This window comes from Paenibacillus sp. YIM B09110, from assembly GCF_037167145.1.
GTDB lineage: Bacteria > Bacillota > Bacilli > Paenibacillales > Paenibacillaceae > Pristimantibacillus.
The window spans coordinates 237,352-254,565 of sequence record NZ_JBANSP010000001.1; the positions used below are offsets into that span (position 1 = coordinate 237,352).

Sequence of the window (17,214 nt, forward strand, 5' to 3'; positions counted from 1 at the left end):
GGAATTATTTTTCATTTACTTCTTCACGAAATGATAAAATATTAATATTACTTAATACCTCAATAATTTTGGATGCCCTACTTTCCCATGAGTTTTCAGTAATGAATTTTTGGACATCATTTGTATTATCAAGAGGCAATTTTTGCGTATCTATTTCGTTCAAAATTGCTTTAAGCTCGTCATCATTTTTATACAACTGAACATACTCTGAAAATCTATTAGTCTCTTTACTACTCACTGAAATAATCTTTTTATTAAGGGCCAAATACTCATAGACTTTCACAGGATTTATTGAGTCTAAAAATGAATCTTTTTTAAAATTATATAAACATACATCAAACGTTTGAATAATAAGTGGCACTTCAGACTTTGGAACCGCTTCGTAATAAAAAACTCTGTCATGCTTCATCTTTGGCATATTGTTATTACCAACAATTACGATTATATTGCAATAATCATGATCCAAAATAACTTTTATTACTTCAAAATCGAACCAATGATCAATTGATCCGACATATCCGAAAATTCTAGTTTTTCGCCTTTTAATTTGATTGATTTCATTCGCAACATAACATTCTTCGTTTTCAACTTGATGTATCTTTTTATCTACTCCGTTTCGAATCAAAACCAATGGAACGGAATAGCTCGCTGCTACTTCATCGTAAAGGTACTCGGATGAAGTAATACAAAGAGCGGCGTTGTCTAATAACATCCGCTCATTTTTTCTAATCACTTTTTTCAACAATTTATTCTTTGTCAATTGTTGATAATCATCCATCTTGTCGTAAATAATTGTTTTTCCGCTGTCTTTAATCAAATCGTAAAAAACCGGACTTCCAAGCCAAATGAAATCACAATCGGTCACGATCCGCTGCAACTGGAGCTTTTCGTAAACACGATTAATGCCGACAATATCGATTAATTCTATAACTTTTGGCAATCTGTATTTGCCGCTTAATCTTATTACCTTAAGTTGCTTATTAATGCTAAATTCAACAGCTTGATAACTCTTTTGCCTTCTAAGAAGCGAAGAAACGATACTAATAGATGGTTCAATGTAGTAAACGGTTAAATGCTTAGAAAGCTCTTCCGCGATATGTTGAGGTCTTTGTTTCAAAAAATCCCAGTAGATAGGCGAGAAGTACGCTACTTTAACTTCAATCACTCTCCTATGAGTATACCTTCTCTATATCTGTGAGGAGCCCATTGAATTCCCCACTTCTCCTCAAAATATTTCTTATTCTCGTCAAAGATTTTTGCGTATTCTTTATTTTCAAGTTTCTTGAATGAAACACTTCCATAATGATGAATAAAAATATCTTCAGCACACAAAACTTCGTATCCCTTTTTCAAAGCAGCTATTGAATAATCATCATCTTCAAACATTCCTACCTTATAATTCTCATCTAATAAACCTATATCTTTGAGGGCTTTATTCGATATAACCAGACAATACATTGCAAGTGCCTTTATATTTCCATAAACTTGTCCCATATGGTTTAAAGTATAGTTGTAAGCAAATTGCTCCATGTCATCGATAGACTTATAACCCACATTTATCATGGCTTCATTTCCTATGGAATTTGTAACAGGTCCTAATAATCCTAGCTTATGATTTGCCTCAAAATGCTTAATAAAACCTGTTATCCAGCCTCTAGTTACCAACGTATCATTATTCAACAAAATGATATAATCTCCAGTTGCATGACGAAGACCAACGTTATTTCCACCAGCAAAACCAAGATTCTCATTGTTCAAAAAAACTTTTACATGATTATACGTCTTTTCTAACTTCCTTAAATAATTCGGGGTATCGTCCATTGAATTGTTATCAACAATAATCAACTCGTAATTCGGATAGGCTGTTTTTTCAATAATACTCGATATACACTGTACGGTGTAATCTAACTGATTATAAGTCAGTACAATAATAGATACACTCGGAAATGCTTCCTTCGCAATGCTTATAAACGAATCTCCTCTTACCTTCCAGTCATGTTCTTTCGCAAACTCTATACATTCCTGTGCGGGTGCTAATTCATCATTTCCTTCAAGACACATCTTCACATACTGAAAAAATTCCTCATTATCGTTAGTAAGGTAAACGTACTTATTCTTATAAGGCATTAATTCCGGAATGCTCGTAGCAACTACTTTCTTTCCAGTACTTAAATATTCATAATATTTAACTGGATTAGTTGCTTTAATCAGATCTGTTGAAGTATCAAAAGGTATTAAACAAACATCAAAACCTTTTAAATACTCAGGTAGTTCTCCATAAGCTTTCTCACCAAGCAGCTTTATGTTTGGATATTTACTTAATCTGTCGTGACCTTCAGTAACGCTTCCTATTAATACGATATCAACGTCTTCTAGTCTCTTAGCAAGATATTCGACCTTCTCGAAATCAAACCAATGAGCGATTGCTCCGTAGTATCCAACAACTTTCCGACGGCCAAAGCTTGATTGCTTTTTATTATATACTTTATTAAAGTGTTCAAACTCAGTGCCATTACGTATTATTTCAACATTAGAGTTATAGACTTGAGCTTTGTCTGCTAAGTAATCTGAACTCGCAATAATCCGATCACTTGAGCGCAGCAGCTCCACGGATAATGAATGAAGCCTTTTATCTGTAGTATCCTTAAATCCAGTAAAATCATCTAGATAATCAGTAACAACTCTAAATCCATACTTATTCTTCAAATATTTCACAACCGGAGTCCATGTTGGGTATTCAACAACGAGGAAACAATCTCGCACTCCATATTGGGTGACCATAGTTTCTAATTGATTCGTAATGGCGTTGATCTCATCTTTTGAATGTAAGGAATATATGTTGCCTGCTGCGGAATGTTCCATGCTGCATACGTTTATTTTGGTTCCTACTTCCGCTCTGACTCTTAATTCTGTTTCAAAGTTAGCGTTAACATAAAACACTCTGTGGCCATTATTGGAAAATGAGTTCGCCAAGTGTTGAGGTCTCTGATATCTAAAGTCGTAGTTGATGATTGATAGTATTATGATATCAACCTTCTCGTATTTCTCTTTTAAATCAAACTTCAAAATAGACTTATCATTATTATTCGCAGTCTTAGTGCCGGCAACTTGAGGATCCAAACTAAACCCAGTCCTAATATTAAGTTGTTTATATTGATCTAATATGTTTATTGTTTGGTAAATAGGATTGTAAGAATGGTCAGTGATATATTTTCCTTTTCTTTTCTTTAACCAGGTGAAAAAATGCGCTTTGGATATTAAATCACCTTTAATGAATTGATGTTTTAATCTATACAGAAAGTGCACGACTTTAAACAATTTCGTTGATGCTAGTCGAAGACTTTGTTCTATTGCTTGATCCATGATTAATCGTATTGACATTATTTCCGATTCATATTGAATGATTTGATCGAATTTTTCCTTTACCGATTGAGCTTGTTCGGAGTTTTCCATAATATCTTTTTCTGTTCTTTTAGAAATCTTATTTAGTAAACCAGTATTTTCGCTTTCCATCAATTCCATCTGACTAGTTAATTGCTGTATTATTTCTTCCTTCTCATGGCTAACATTAATCGAATTCAAAATAATTTGACCGATTAACTTACGGATTTCATTTAACTCCATCATTGTGCTTTGATTAGAGGAAATAAGGAAATCTTCTTTGTCATTTTCAAGATCTGAAGCTATCTTCTTTAACTCGTCGATAAACAGTTCATACTTTTTGTTCAAAAAATCTACTTCCGATACCTTTGTATTGCTCTCTTGTTCCAATTTTTCAAGACTATCTAACTCTATTAAACAAGCAAAAAACTTATAAATCTCCAAACTAGATTCAGAGACAAGCAACTTATTTTTGTCTTCTGATACATGATTATATAACTCGACAACTTGTGGGGACGTGTATAATAACAGCTCATTATCAGTAGATTTACTATGTCTCAAATTGCTTTTGATGCTTGATTGAACGCTCTCCAATTTTTCCTGATCAATTTGAATATTTAAAAATTGTGCTATGTACTTTGTTTTATCAATAGTCTCTTCTATTAATGAATCATACCCTACGACCAACCGATTGAAAGATTTAGTGTGCTCCATTATGTTGATTGTATAATAATGCCATAATGCAATCCCCTTTTGGAGATTCATACCGTTCCTATGCTGCAATGAGTTAGCGACATCTAAAGGATTCCTTATTGATACAATAAACTTAGCTTCAATGTTCAGTATTTCAAATATTTCAAGCCATAGTGGTAAAAGGATACACACCCTCGGATCCTTCATCCCCCACAATGGCGCATCCGTAAATTCTGTTTTCACAATATTAACAAGTTGCTTTTTATATTCAATAATCTCAGGTAACTCCGTCCATTTATCTGGCAAAGGAGTGACACTATCCCACTTTCTATTCAGTTGATTCATTATTTCATCATGGATGCTGACGATTTTTGAATGTTCCCAAAAACCTTCCGGATTATCCTCTCCATAAAACATAACGTCTTCTTCCCGCCCCAAATAAACCCCAAGAATATTCAATATTCTCATCAACATTGAAGTACCACTTCTATGCATGCCGAGAACAAATACTGCATTCTTCATTTCTACACCCCTGCAATTCGTCTTTTAACTTCATCCATTACTAGATTGATGTTGTATCCTAAATGTTAGTTGTTAGACTAGAATAAGCATTACATACCTCTTCTGTATTACCTATCTCTCTTATTTGGCCCTTATGCAGCCAAATAACTGTATCTGTCATTTCCCTAATCATAGATAAACTATGTGAAACAGTAATAACAGTCTTTCCGCTATTCATCAGTCTTTTCATTGTTTCAGTACTCTTCTTTCTAAACTGCTCGTCACCAACACCAAGAATCTCATCAACTATCAAAATATCAGGTTCAAGTCTAGTAGCAATAGAAAAACCTAATCTCGCTCTCATACCAGATGAATAATTTTTCACGGGAGTATGAATAAAATCCTCTAATCCAGAATATTCAACTATCTCATCATACTTATTATTGATATACTGTTTAGATTTCCCGAGAGTGGCAGAATTCAAATATATATTTTCAGCACCTGTCAAATCGTTATCAAATCCAGCGCCAAGTTCTAGTAATGGAGCTACACTACCATTAACTTTCACATTCCCCTCCGTTGGTTTCATCACGCCCGATATAATCTTCAGCAGCGTACTCTTCCCCGCCCCGTTATGTCCGATGATGCCAACACGCTCGCCTTTTTTTATTGAGAAATCCACTGAATTCAGTGCATAGAAATCAGTGTAATTCATATTTCTTTTCAACCTTCTCAATATAAATTCTTTTAAACTGTCTACTTTCTCATTAGCCAGCCTAAATTTCATCGAGACACTATTCACTTCTATATCTGTATTCCCCATGTCCAATCTCCCTTATATATGGAGGATAAATTTATTTTGTTTTTTTTCAAAGACGAATAAGCCAACTATCATGCTGACAATCGCTAATATAAAACAGACAAGTATATTCGTTATATCTGGTGCAATTCCAGAGTACAGAACATCACGAAAGCCCTCGATATAATACAAAATGGGATTATACTGCAAGACAAACTGAAACTCATCAGGTATGATGCTTGTCGGATAAAAGATTGCCGATGTAAACTGTAATGCTACCAAAAGCACTCCATAAATATGTTCTACATCTCTAAAAAACACAGTCACAGTTGCAAGTATCAAGCTAATCCCGCTGCTAAATAATAGCAATAATATTAGATACAATGGAACGTATAGAATATTAATTGTTATCTCCATTCTTGTAATTAACATGATAGCCAGCAGGTCAATTAAAGATATAACGAAGAATATAAAGTTCGATAAGATCGTAGAAAGTGTGATGATATATTTCGGAATGTATATTTTATTGATTAAACTCGATGCGGAGATCATGGAGTTCATTGACGACATTGTGCTAGAAGAGAAGAAGTTAAACAATAAAAAACCGCATAACATATAAACCGGAAAATTATGAATGCTCGTATCAAACAAAGTTGAGAATACTAACATCAATACGAGCATATGCAGCAAAGGATTTAATAAACTCCACAATATGCCTAAGAATGAACCCTTATACTTCTTCTTAACCTCTTTCTTAACAAGCAGTGACAGCAAGTATGAATATTGCTGAAACGTTTTTAGATACGTGATATACCTAGTCATAGCGATCTCCCATCTTGCTTTCTCTCACTCGTAAGGTTGTCCTGCTTCCTTCCGAACATCTTAGATCCCATATAATCACCTGTTGATTTAATCATCATGATCTCATTTCGTATCATATATTTAAAGGTGCGCGTCTTAGGTTTAGTTCTTGTCATTTTACTTAAACCCCGAAGCCCTTCTATTATTCCGTTAAAATATGACATGCCAAATCCGTTAACCATGAAAAAAAGTCCTTTAATTAGAAATCCCATTAAAATAAATCCGAAATTAACAATCATGAATGCAAAAGGTAGATTCTTCGCCAACAACCAAACATTATTTCGTGCCGATATCTTCACTTTAAAATCGTTATATTTACTGCCCGAAGTCGCACTCCCGATATGTTCCACTTCTGCCGAAGGACAGAATACATTTTTATAACCATGCAGATTAGCTCTAAAACCAATGTCCACATCTTCCAAGTAAGCGAAGAAACTCTCATCGAAATATCCGATCTGATTAAAAGTTTCTCTTCGGTATATGGCCGCTCCAGCACATGCACTAAATACAGTACGTTGTTTGTAATACCCCTCACTCGAGCTGCCATCACCAGTTTTGTATGCCCAACCGAGTATGGTTAGTTCATCTCCCGCATTATCTATGATCCCTGGTTCTGAAAACCTGAGCATCTTAGAGGAGACTGAAAATATATTTGGATCGGAGTCTATGCATTTAAGAAGCTCTAGCACATATCCCTCTCTCGCAAAAGCATCATTATTGAGTAGGATGACGTACGTCGTGTCTGAAGCTTTGATACCCTGATTCACCGCTGCAGCAAATCCAATGTTCTCACTGTTTACGATTAGAGTAATATCAGGGTACTTAACTTGAATAAGTGCAAGGCTGCTATCGCTAGAATGATTGTCAATTACAATAATAGAACTTTTATTAGCAATCTGATCATAAATACTGGCGATAGAATCTAAAATATAGTTTTCTCCGTTATAATTTGGAATTACGATTGAAACATTCATTAGACTGCATCCTTCTACTTGTAGATTACATACTTTAATTATTGTACCAAAACCCGACATCTTTATCTATGAATCTACGATAATTGACCTATTTAATTAAACATATGTTACTACTACGGCCTAAGTCGCAAGATTTTTGTCGAACTGCGATTAGATTGTATTCACAGCGTTTAGTATTGTAGTACATTAAGAAGATATGAAAGCAATTTAAGTATTTGGAGATGATTGAATTTGTTGGACTCTAATAAAAAAATTAAACTACTTATTCATGCAGGCACACCTAAAACCGGTTCAACTACATTACAGCAAGCTATGTATACGAATCGTGATCGTTTATTAGAAAAAGGAATTCTATATCCCGACCTGGAGATATGGCAAGGAAAAGCAAAAAAACATCAGTGGCTGGTAAATTATTTAATTACCAATAACAAGGAAGGTTTACGATCCAGATTTCATGAGTTACATGAAATGGCTATTAAATTGAATGCAACGATGGTGGTGCTATCAACTGAGGGTATTTATAATCATTGGTTCGACTATTCGCCAGAAGCAAGAGATTTATTAGGCGAACTAACCGATTTCTTCAATGTCTCGATCTGGTGTTTTTTTCGAATGCCAGTTACTTTCGCTGTTTCTCTTTATGGACAGTCCGTAAAGAATCCAGTTACTGGATCTCACCCTGAAAACAGTACATCACTTTCGATGGAGGAAATTATCCAATATCCAACGTTTCGTAAACGGCTTGACTATGCAAGTTTTATCGATAGCGTTGAATCATTATTCGGACAGGGATCACTCATCGCATCTAAATATGAATCAGCTGATATTTTGGTTCAAGCACGAATGATACTAGGGGTTGCTGACCATGTATTGCCGGATGTTCCACGATTGAACGAGTCTCTCAGTAATCTAGGAATCGATTTATTACGACGATTGAATAGTCTCAATCTTCCTGACTCGCAGAGAAAAGATGTTTTTGAGACAATTAGCAGTTTAGATAAAATTTTAAGTTCATCCAGCCAACCTATTACAGCCTCCGAAGAATTCCGGCAACAGGTGAAAGTATTGTCAGCGCAAAGCGAAAAGACTTTGGCTGAACGATATGGCATTAGTTGGAATGATTCAAATTCCAATAAGGATGATTTGAAATATGAATTTGTCTTGATTGCCGAAGCAGGCCTATTGGAAGAACAGGCTTTGATCCTTTGTGAAAGTATCCGTATATTCGGTGGTCGTTATGCCAATGCGTTTATAGCTGTCTTATCTCCACGACCCGATCACCGTCCAAAAGAGTCGACGATACAACGTTTAGAACAACTCAATGTAAAATATGTTCCCCTCACTATTAACTCACCATGCCCAGAATTCGGCGCTAGCTTCAAAGTGCTCGGTTGGTCAGAGTATGAAAAAATATCGACTGCAGATGTATTGATCGGGCTAGACAGTGACACGGTTTTTTTGGCTGAGCCAGATCTGGAAATAGGGAGTGACCATGCAGCAGTAAGACCAGTTGATGTTGTTGGTATGTGTACTAAAGGATTAGAAGATCCTCGAGATATTTACTGGCAAAATCTGTGCCGAATCTGCGGGGTCGAATATGACTTGATTCCATATGTAGAATCAACTGTTGATCGTCAAACTGTGAAGGCTAGTTATAACGGAGGCTTTGTTATCGTCCGAAGGAGCAGTCATATTTTCCAGCGAACAGCTGAATTCTTTCTGAAATCTGTGGAAGCTGGACTAAGGCCGTTCGCAAATGAGGGATTAAAGATTAATGCGGGGCATGGTCTTGTTAGTGTTGAGGGCAGCGAATATTGGGGAAGCGACCAAGCCTGCCTGTCACTGGCTATTTGGGGCGCAAACCTGACAGCTCGAGCCTTGCCGCAAAACTTGAATTTTCCTTTACATTTAATCGAGGCTCTTCGCTCCGAAGTGGATAGCGGTAAGTTCGGCACACTCGTCCACATTCATTATCATTACTTGCTGAAGGACGTAACGACAGCATCACAAGACTTTATGGACTATCCCGGACTTCCGACAGAAGGCATTTCTTGGCTTAAGGAACATGTGCTACATTTACGATTGAAGCAGTCTTTGCTTGTTGGTGAATCAGAACTAGCATCATCACGGGAAAAGTTACAAAAAATCTATAATTCAAACGCTTGGAAAGTACTTACGAAGTATTATAAACTACGTGATACAATTAAACGCATCGTACGGAAGTGATATAATAGCCGCCAAATAAAACGACTGCCTTTCCTGTAACAATGGAAGGCAGTCGTTTAGCATTGCCAAGTTTCCAGTAAACCAATAGTTTCCTCCTTGACAGCGTAATCTTTCATGACTCTACAATAAAAAATTCATTTCTGAGTATTGCTTTATTATAGTGAACTCGATCTCCATTCAACCATCTAACGTAGCCTCCGGCTGCTTCAACGATAGCCTGACCAGCTGCCGTATCCCACTCCATTGTTGGTCCCATTCGAGGATATAAATGAGCGTTCCCTTCTGCAATTGCACAAAATTTTAACGAACTGCCCTTGCTTACTCTATTTATATTGGAGTATTTTTGATTAATGTCCTGCATGAACGATTCTAGCTCTGGTGAAGGATGTGATCGGCTTTCTACTATGGTTACACCGTCATTATCTGGCCTGCAGACTGTGATATTTTGAGCTTCCGAGTCCGTCTTAATCTTAATAGCGCCCTTACCGTGCTCGCCGTAATATAAAGTATCCGTGACAGGTACATATATAACGCCAATTATGGGGTAATTATTTTCTATTAGTGCTATATTAACTGTAAATTCACCGTTTCGCTTAATAAATTCTTTGGTTCCATCCAACGGATCAACTAGCCAAAACTTTCCCCACTTCACCCGTTCATCATAGGTAAGGTGCATACCTTCTTCTGATAAGATTGGAATATTCGGATCAATCGCACTCAAACCTTCGATAATACAAAGATGGGATAGACGGTCCGCTTCCGTTAGAGGGGAACGATCATCTTTATAATTCACTAGAAAATCCTGTTCATACACTTCTAGAATTTTTGCTCCTGCTTTCCTGGCAATAATAATTAGCTGCTCGCGCATTCAAAACAACTCCTTATTACATCGTGTCGAATTCACTTCTCCCGATGTAATCCAAATAGTAATTTTGTTTTAAATATTGAATCACTTGCTTGACAGATTGTTCCAACGTTTGCGTATTCGACTCTATGACGATCTCTGGACTTAATGGTTCTTCATAAGGTGCGGAAATACCGGTGAATTCTTGAATTTCACCTTTTCTCGCTTTCTTATACATGCCTTTAGGATCTCTTGTTTCACATACTTCCAAAGGACATTTTACAAAGACTTCTATAAACTCATCATTAGGGAAAAGTTTACAGACCATATCACGGTCTTCCCTATAAGGAGAGATGAATGCTGCCAGAGTAACCATCCCTGCATCAACAAACAGTTTGGATACTTCTCCAATCCTTCGATTATTCTCCTTACGATCTGCGGGACTGAACCCCAGATTGTTATTTAATCCGTGACGAATGTTATCCCCATCCAATACGTAAGAACGAATTCCATAGTGATGCAATTCTTTCTCAACTGCTATTGCTAGTGTCGATTTCCCAGCCCCAGATAAACCTGTAAACCATAGCAGACAGCTCCTATGGGTATTTAATATATAGCGTTCTTCTCTGGAAATTTTAGTTTCTTGCCAAACGATGTTTTTCACCTGACCTGTCATCAAACACTCACCTCAAATATTATAAAAATACATAGTTCATCTCTTTAATGCACATGTAGATGAAACAAGATTTCGCATCGAAGGAAAAAGCTGTTGGCTCATCCCTTTTCCCTTTGAATTTGATTAATATAGTCATTTAATGTTTCTATTTCACGTTGCAAATAGGCTACTGTATTATCACGTTTCAATGTCTCATTCTTAGCTATCTCTATCCAATTAAGGAGGTTTTCGTTGTCTTTTTTATAATGTTCTATAATGGAATCCCTTTGGGAAACTTCATCACTTAATCGCTCAGCTGTAGCTTGATAGTTTTCTATAATTACGTCTCTCTTGGCTATCTCAGAATTAAGTCTTGCTGTCTCCATCTCGAAACTTAAATCTCTTAGTTCCACTTCATTCTTACGTATTTTTACATACCTGTATTTCTCAGATAATATGTTATTATTACTAACTTCATGTTCTGCATACTCAATATCACTCTTCATAATTTCAATATCGTTTCTTCTAAATAATAACGTCGTAGTTTGGTCAAACAACTCCTGCAGAGTATCGCCAAAAGTAGAACTCTTTATTTTTACAGACCAATAGACCATCTCCTGCTCCCTCTCTTGCAAGGTTAGGTTAGCTCTAAAAGGAGAGGGCAGCAAAAGAGCAGTTACAACTGGTATCGTAGAGAACGTTATGCCTTCAAGTCGTATAAATTTTCGCCACATATTTAAGTCGGTCCATATGTCTAGGGGGCTAGGTGACCAGCCTTCAGGAAGGCGGCGGTAAACTTCTAATCGATGCCCGGCAATAGTAGGACTGACAATATTAAATCTGTCATTTAACATCCGATTGCGGATTTCGATGTTTTCAAGAGATCCTCGCAGGATATCCATATTGTAATTATTTACAGCCACATACCGGCTGTGCACAAAATCGCTAGTAGCAAGTGCCTGCCCCATAAGATGTAAGTGATCAGGAAACCATAAATCGTCATCTCCAAGATAACAGACATATTTTCCTTTTGCGGCTAACAGAGCTTCATGCCTATAAGCCTCGCCGTGGCGCGCTCCTTTAGGGCGATCGATTACATGGATTCGATGATCTTTAACCGCATATTGCCAAGCAAGCTTTCGTCCTTCATCGACAGCGCCGTCGCATATGACGAATACTTCAAAACTTTGAACAGTTTGTTGTAAGATACTATTCAGTGCATACATCAGCAAACGTCCATGATTATATGTAGGTACCAAAACTGTAAAAGTCGGATTTTCTTGGGCAGACTTTTTTAGCATATTTCGAAATAATTTTACTGTCCTCATTATTAGCACTATTGCGAAAGATAAATAATTACCTGATTTTAATCGATTAAAGTAAGAGGTCATGTCTGATCACCATAAAGCTTATTTCTTATAGCGTGTATACGATGCAGAATCTGCAATTCGTCCTGAATATTACTTAATGGTGGAAGACCTCCGGATAGATATTGAAGAAAGGCTTTTATTTGACGCATAAGCGGCATTTCTTGTGAGATCTGACGAACCTCCGGCGAGTGGTTTACACCGTACTCTCGGAAAATTGTGATTCCCTCCGCAAAACTATCGGTTAGAGCCGCTACGCCTTTCTCAAATCCAACCGCAATAGAGCGTACATTACCAGGAGCGATGTTATTAACATCGAGTGTCACATAAATGTTTTGATCCTTATCCATCAAAGTAGCGAATAAACCGAAATGGTTATCCCCCAAAGGGTTGCGAATTACAGTGTCCATAGGAGGCAAGTACCCCAAAATTTGAAGGGTTATCGACAAATCATGAGGAAGAAGGTGGAGAGCGCAATCCACATCGTTATGCTGTCTACCCCAATTCGTTCGCTGCAGACGCAAACCTTTGACCCGGCCTAGTTCTTCTGTTTGCACCAATGTTGCAAGTGCCTCAATACCTGGATGATAACGCCACTTATGCATGACAAAAACTAATCCTTGTGATTCTGACGCAAGCTTGTTGAGGTCATCGAAATGGATTCCTAATGGCTTTTCTACATAAATAGGCTTCCTACGAGGTAACAAAGCGCGGATATTTGCTACATGAGCGCTAGCACTGCTTGCAATTATGTAACCATTAATATTCTCATTCAATTCCTCTATCGATTCAACAATATAATCCGCGCCATAAGCTGTTGCATTGTTTCGACTTGTCTCAGAACGTGCAACTACACTTGTTTGGACCCCTAGTTCTTTAAGATCCCGCAAAATATACCGTCCCCAGTTTCCGCATCCCACAAGACCAATATGTAAGTTAGTAAAAGTATTCAATTGGTAGTCCCCCTCAGGTTAGGTCGATGTCGGTGGCATTAATTGTGATAACAGACTTGTTTTCATTTGTTCATATGTTCCTGCCTTCTGATCTTTTTCGGATAGCATTGCAGGCTCAGTGAAAGGCCAAGGAACCTTAATATCCTTGTCATCCCAACGACATGCAAGCTCGTCATGTGGGTTCCAGTATTCGGAAACACCGTAAATATGAATGGCTTCTTGATCGTACCAAAATCCATGTCCGATACCTGGTGGGATATGAATCAATTCAGGTTTCTCAGCATTTAGAGTCGTCAAAACAGCCATTTCATACGTTGGGGACCAAGGACGCATATCTTGCAACCCAAGATGCAGTTTTCCAGAAATAGCGCAAAGAAAGTCATCATGAGCCCAGTGAACATGGAAACCGCGAAATGTTCCAGACTTGTTGAAATTTACATTCCACTGTAAAGCGAAAGGAGCATCGGCAAACCATTCAGCGCGGTAAATTTCCATTAGAGATCCCCGAGAATCGCTAATTTGTTTCAAAGATAACTTACGTATACCATCAGGTAAATCATTTGTTAAATCTTCATTCATAACAAGTGCCTCCAAATCCATATGTTAACAAGATTCAACAAGTTCAATCCTATTTTCTTGATACATTTTGCAATAACGGTGTGAACTACAGTTAGCATTATAGCATTATTTATGACTTGCTGAACACTCAAATACACGCTATAAAACCGCATAAGAACTAGGTTTTGAGGGCTCTTTGCATAGCTCATCTTCGTTCCCTTTGAATTTGATTAATAAAGTCATTTAATGTTTCTATTTCACGCTGCAAATGAGCTACAGTACTATCACGTTTCAATGTTTCATTATTAGCTATCTCTATCCAATTGAGGAGTTTTTCATTGTCTTTTTTATAATGTTCAATAATGGAATCCCTTTTGGGCACTTCATCATTTAATCGTTCAGCTATAGCTTGATAGTTTTCTATAATTATGTCTCTCTTTGCTATTTCCGAATTAAGCCTTTCTGTCTCCATATCGAAACTTAAATCTCTTATTTCCACTTCATTCTTAAGTGCCTTAATATGCCTGTCTTTCTCAGATAATATGTTATTGTTACTAACTGTATATAACATTGATTGATCATTACTTAGCTGAAGAGGGGAGTTAGAACAAACAGCAATAAAAAAAGATGCACTTTCCTTATCAAAAATTTCATGTTCTGCATACTCAATGTCACTATTCATAATTTCAATATCGTTTCTTCTAAATAATAAGCCTTGTAAAAACTGCTGAGAATAGATGACAACATTTCTAAAATGTTTATTTAAACGGTCTACAAATTCATCATGATAATATTCTTTTACATGATACACATTGTTATAACCATCAATTGCATCAGAATACATCTTCTTATTTGGCGTCGAAACTATAAATAAGCCTTCATCTTTTAAGCATCGCTTAACAGACTCAAGATACAAATCAACCTCATCAATATGTTCAATGACTTCAAAAGAAACAGCTATATCAAACGTATAATTTAACTCCAACTTCTTACTGTCAGCACAGATGTAAGATAAATTTTCACTAGAATAATTCTGATTTGAATAATTAATGGCTTCCTCGGAAATATCGACTCCTACAGCCGTGCTTGCAGTTTTTGAAAGTTCATATGTTCCATATCCAGCACCACAACCTATATCGATAATAGAATGCTCTGGTTGAATGAAACGTGCAGCAAACATATATCTAGATATATGTTCATTAAAAAGATCATCAGAGACTCTATTTGGTACGACTCGTTCACCAGTGAATTCCATATTAACCTTCCTTTACACTATATTTATTTGAACGGGAAATCACATCAATCAGGTAAGAAAAGTTTCCACAAATCTAGTTGTAAAAATACATAGCTTGCCCTGTTGGTAATTTAAGTAAACTTCCGGGTTTATCGAAAAAGAATCTGTCAATTAGCTCCTTAGTATCTTCATATCCCAACCATCCATAGTCATCAAAAAGTATTATACTTCCTTTTCCCAAAGACGGATAAAAAAACTCCAAAGTATCTAAAGTTGCTTTTGATGAATTCAAATCTATATGCAAATATATCAGATTCGATAGGGTATCCTTTAATGTGTCAGGAATGTACCCTTTATGGTAAACCACTTTTTTTTCATAGCAGGCCAGATTGTTTTTTGCTCTCTCTAGTGAATTTTCTTTGTATTTGCCTTCTAAATATGATTCCGTGTCTGTTAAGCCTTTATTTTGAATTAAATCCCAAGAATCATACAAATGCATCCTATAATCTATATCAGAATTTTGAGTCGTATATCTCTCCAGTTCTTTTAAAGCAAAATAAGCAGACATACCATCACCCACACCACACTCGACGAAATTTAACTTTGTATCTGCATTCACTTTAAATTCTAGTGCATAGTTTAATGCAAATACAACAATCCAATGTCTCCAGAGTAGAGTATCAATATTCCCTGCATTTACGCCAATGTCTGCTTTTAACCCAAAATTAAAAACTCTTTTAATTTCATTGCTAGTTTCCCGAAAAGTAGTCCATTTATATTTATCATCCCAAGGATGCTGATGATTTGTAGTCATCCCCCATCCTTCAAATCTGTTATTCGTTTTCTTTTGCTGATTGTATAATTCTTTTGCGAGAGTGTAGTACTCTTGCTTTAATTGATTAAGATTATAATGACCATTTCCAAAATTAACATTAAATGGAAGATTATTTGACTTTTTCTTAGTAATTTGATCATAAAGGTAAATCTTGTGCTCACCCTCAAACTTGTATAACCAAGACGGTACAATAGCAGTAACTACATTTTCTTGATTATTATAATTACTTTTCAAAGTAACATCGTCAATTTTGATAACAGTAGAATTAGTTGCATTTTCAACAATTGCCCATACTGCGCTCTCCCCTGATAATTGTATGTTAAAATCAGTTCCTGCTTTGATATCAGTCGGTCCAAATTGAAGTAAACGTAGTTCAACTTGCCCCCGAATCGGTTCAATCTTCATTTTTTTTTGAGAAGAGATGACCACTGAGTTATAGCGATAATAGTGTAAAGGTGCCATGTCCAAATATTCAGCATAGCTTTGATCGACATTCGTTATTTGGGATGGCTTATAAAATTGATGAAGAATTGTTTGGTTAGTGTCCATCCCATAGTTACTATCAATAATCTGCGAAATGTCATATCCCCAATCCGTGTACACCAAAGCTCCAATCTCCCTTAATGAATCCCCGTGATAAACAGGTCTTAGATTTGTCCTGAATTTTGTTTTTGAAGATTCATGAACAGGGACTGTGAATACATGATATCCATCGTTCTTAAGTACTCGATTTATTTCCATGAATGCTTTATCTGGATGTTCAATATGTTCAAATACGTCTTGGCTAATAATAATATCAAATGAATCATCTTTAAAAGATAATCGTTCAAGATCATTAATCAATACACCATCTTTGTAGGTACCTGGCTCAAAGTCATCAAAGTACTCAAAGCATATGTAGTTAGGAATATGTTTTAATATATTGTGAATCGCTCCACTAGCCTGTGCTTCTAAAATAGTAATATTGGATTGTATAAGAAGATTTATGCCTTTAGACAAAGGTATCTCTTTCCCAGTAGCATGGTGCATTATAATCCGGGCAGTATCTGAGTTTCTAATACTTGCATTACAAAACTGACAGTTTGCTTCTCTAAGTAGTGTAGCGTTTTCAATGATAGTGAAGTCTGAATTTTCGCCACATACATAGCATATCTCCGTAGAAACAATCATTTCTAAAGCCTCCAAACCAATAACTTTTTATTTTTCAACTTTATGTGCACTAATCATGCCAATCATCTTCCCTGCTAACTTATCAAACTTTCCACTTCGAGGAAACATTTTTGTATACATCATACAAACTACTTATCACTTATATAGTAATCCATTATCCAAT

Annotated in this window: 13 protein-coding genes; 1 reads left to right on the top strand and 12 read right to left on the bottom strand. The window is 36.3% G+C overall.

Annotation, left to right across the window (positions count from 1 at the left end; translation table 11 throughout):
* Positions 1-4: 4 nt before the first annotated feature.
* From V8F51_RS01160 to V8F51_RS01175, 5 genes are read right to left on the bottom strand one after another with little or no spacing between them, the layout of a single operon-like run.
* Positions 5-1,165, bottom strand: a complete 1,161-nt coding sequence (locus tag V8F51_RS01160) for a hypothetical protein (RefSeq protein ID WP_337098194.1) — start codon at positions 1,163-1,165, stop codon at positions 5-7.
* Positions 1,162-4,596, bottom strand: coding sequence for a glycosyltransferase (locus V8F51_RS01165; RefSeq protein WP_337098195.1), 3,435 nt, complete (start codon positions 4,594-4,596; stop codon positions 1,162-1,164). The genes V8F51_RS01160 and V8F51_RS01165 overlap by 4 nt, the downstream gene beginning before the upstream one ends.
* A 58-nt stretch (positions 4,597-4,654) precedes the next feature.
* On the bottom strand, positions 4,655-5,398 hold the full coding sequence (locus V8F51_RS01170; RefSeq protein ID WP_337098196.1) for an ABC transporter ATP-binding protein: 744 nt from the start codon (positions 5,396-5,398) through the stop codon (positions 4,655-4,657).
* 12 nt (positions 5,399-5,410) lie between these two features.
* Positions 5,411-6,196 (bottom strand): ABC transporter permease, encoded by a 786-nt coding sequence (locus tag V8F51_RS31520; RefSeq protein WP_442956386.1) that lies wholly within the window; start codon positions 6,194-6,196, stop codon positions 5,411-5,413.
* Positions 6,193-7,209: a glycosyltransferase family 2 protein gene (locus tag V8F51_RS01175; RefSeq protein ID WP_337098197.1), complete on the bottom strand. Its 1,017-nt coding sequence runs from the start codon at positions 7,207-7,209 to the stop codon at positions 6,193-6,195. Before V8F51_RS01175 ends, V8F51_RS31520 begins: the two co-directional genes overlap by 4 nt.
* 225 nt (positions 7,210-7,434) lie before the next feature.
* On the opposite strand from V8F51_RS01175, the gene V8F51_RS01180 reads away from it, so the two are divergent.
* Complete coding sequence (locus tag V8F51_RS01180) at positions 7,435-9,435, top strand: hypothetical protein (protein WP_337098198.1); 2,001 nt, start codon at positions 7,435-7,437, stop codon at positions 9,433-9,435.
* 112 nt (positions 9,436-9,547) lie between these two features.
* On the opposite strand, the gene cysQ is transcribed toward V8F51_RS01180, so the two are convergent.
* The 7 genes from cysQ to V8F51_RS01215 all read right to left on the bottom strand — a co-directional run bounded on the left by cysQ (position 9,548) and on the right by V8F51_RS01215 (position 17,051).
* Positions 9,548-10,303: a 3'(2'),5'-bisphosphate nucleotidase CysQ gene (cysQ, locus tag V8F51_RS01185; RefSeq protein ID WP_337098199.1), complete on the bottom strand. Its 756-nt coding sequence runs from the start codon at positions 10,301-10,303 to the stop codon at positions 9,548-9,550.
* A gap of 16 nt (positions 10,304-10,319) precedes the next feature.
* Positions 10,320-10,955, bottom strand: a complete 636-nt coding sequence (gene cysC, locus V8F51_RS01190; protein WP_337098200.1) for an adenylyl-sulfate kinase — start codon at positions 10,953-10,955, stop codon at positions 10,320-10,322.
* A gap of 98 nt (positions 10,956-11,053) precedes the next feature.
* Positions 11,054-12,235: a glycosyltransferase family 2 protein gene (locus V8F51_RS01195; RefSeq protein ID WP_337098201.1), complete on the bottom strand. Its 1,182-nt coding sequence runs from the start codon at positions 12,233-12,235 to the stop codon at positions 11,054-11,056.
* 86 nt (positions 12,236-12,321) lie between these two features.
* On the bottom strand, positions 12,322-13,254 hold the full coding sequence (locus V8F51_RS01200) for a Gfo/Idh/MocA family protein (RefSeq protein WP_337098202.1): 933 nt from the start codon (positions 13,252-13,254) through the stop codon (positions 12,322-12,324).
* Positions 13,255-13,272: 18 nt separating this feature from the next.
* The gene (locus tag V8F51_RS01205) at positions 13,273-13,833 is read right to left on the bottom strand and encodes a dTDP-4-dehydrorhamnose 3,5-epimerase family protein (protein ID WP_337098203.1); all 561 of its coding nucleotides are present in this window, start codon (positions 13,831-13,833) and stop codon (positions 13,273-13,275) included.
* A 184-nt stretch (positions 13,834-14,017) separates the two neighbouring features.
* Positions 14,018-15,067 (bottom strand): class I SAM-dependent methyltransferase, encoded by a 1,050-nt coding sequence (locus tag V8F51_RS01210; protein ID WP_337098204.1) that lies wholly within the window; start codon positions 15,065-15,067, stop codon positions 14,018-14,020.
* Between the two features lie 73 nt (positions 15,068-15,140).
* Complete coding sequence (locus tag V8F51_RS01215) at positions 15,141-17,051, bottom strand: class I SAM-dependent methyltransferase (protein ID WP_337098205.1); 1,911 nt, start codon at positions 17,049-17,051, stop codon at positions 15,141-15,143.
* Positions 17,052-17,214 lie beyond the last annotated feature (163 nt).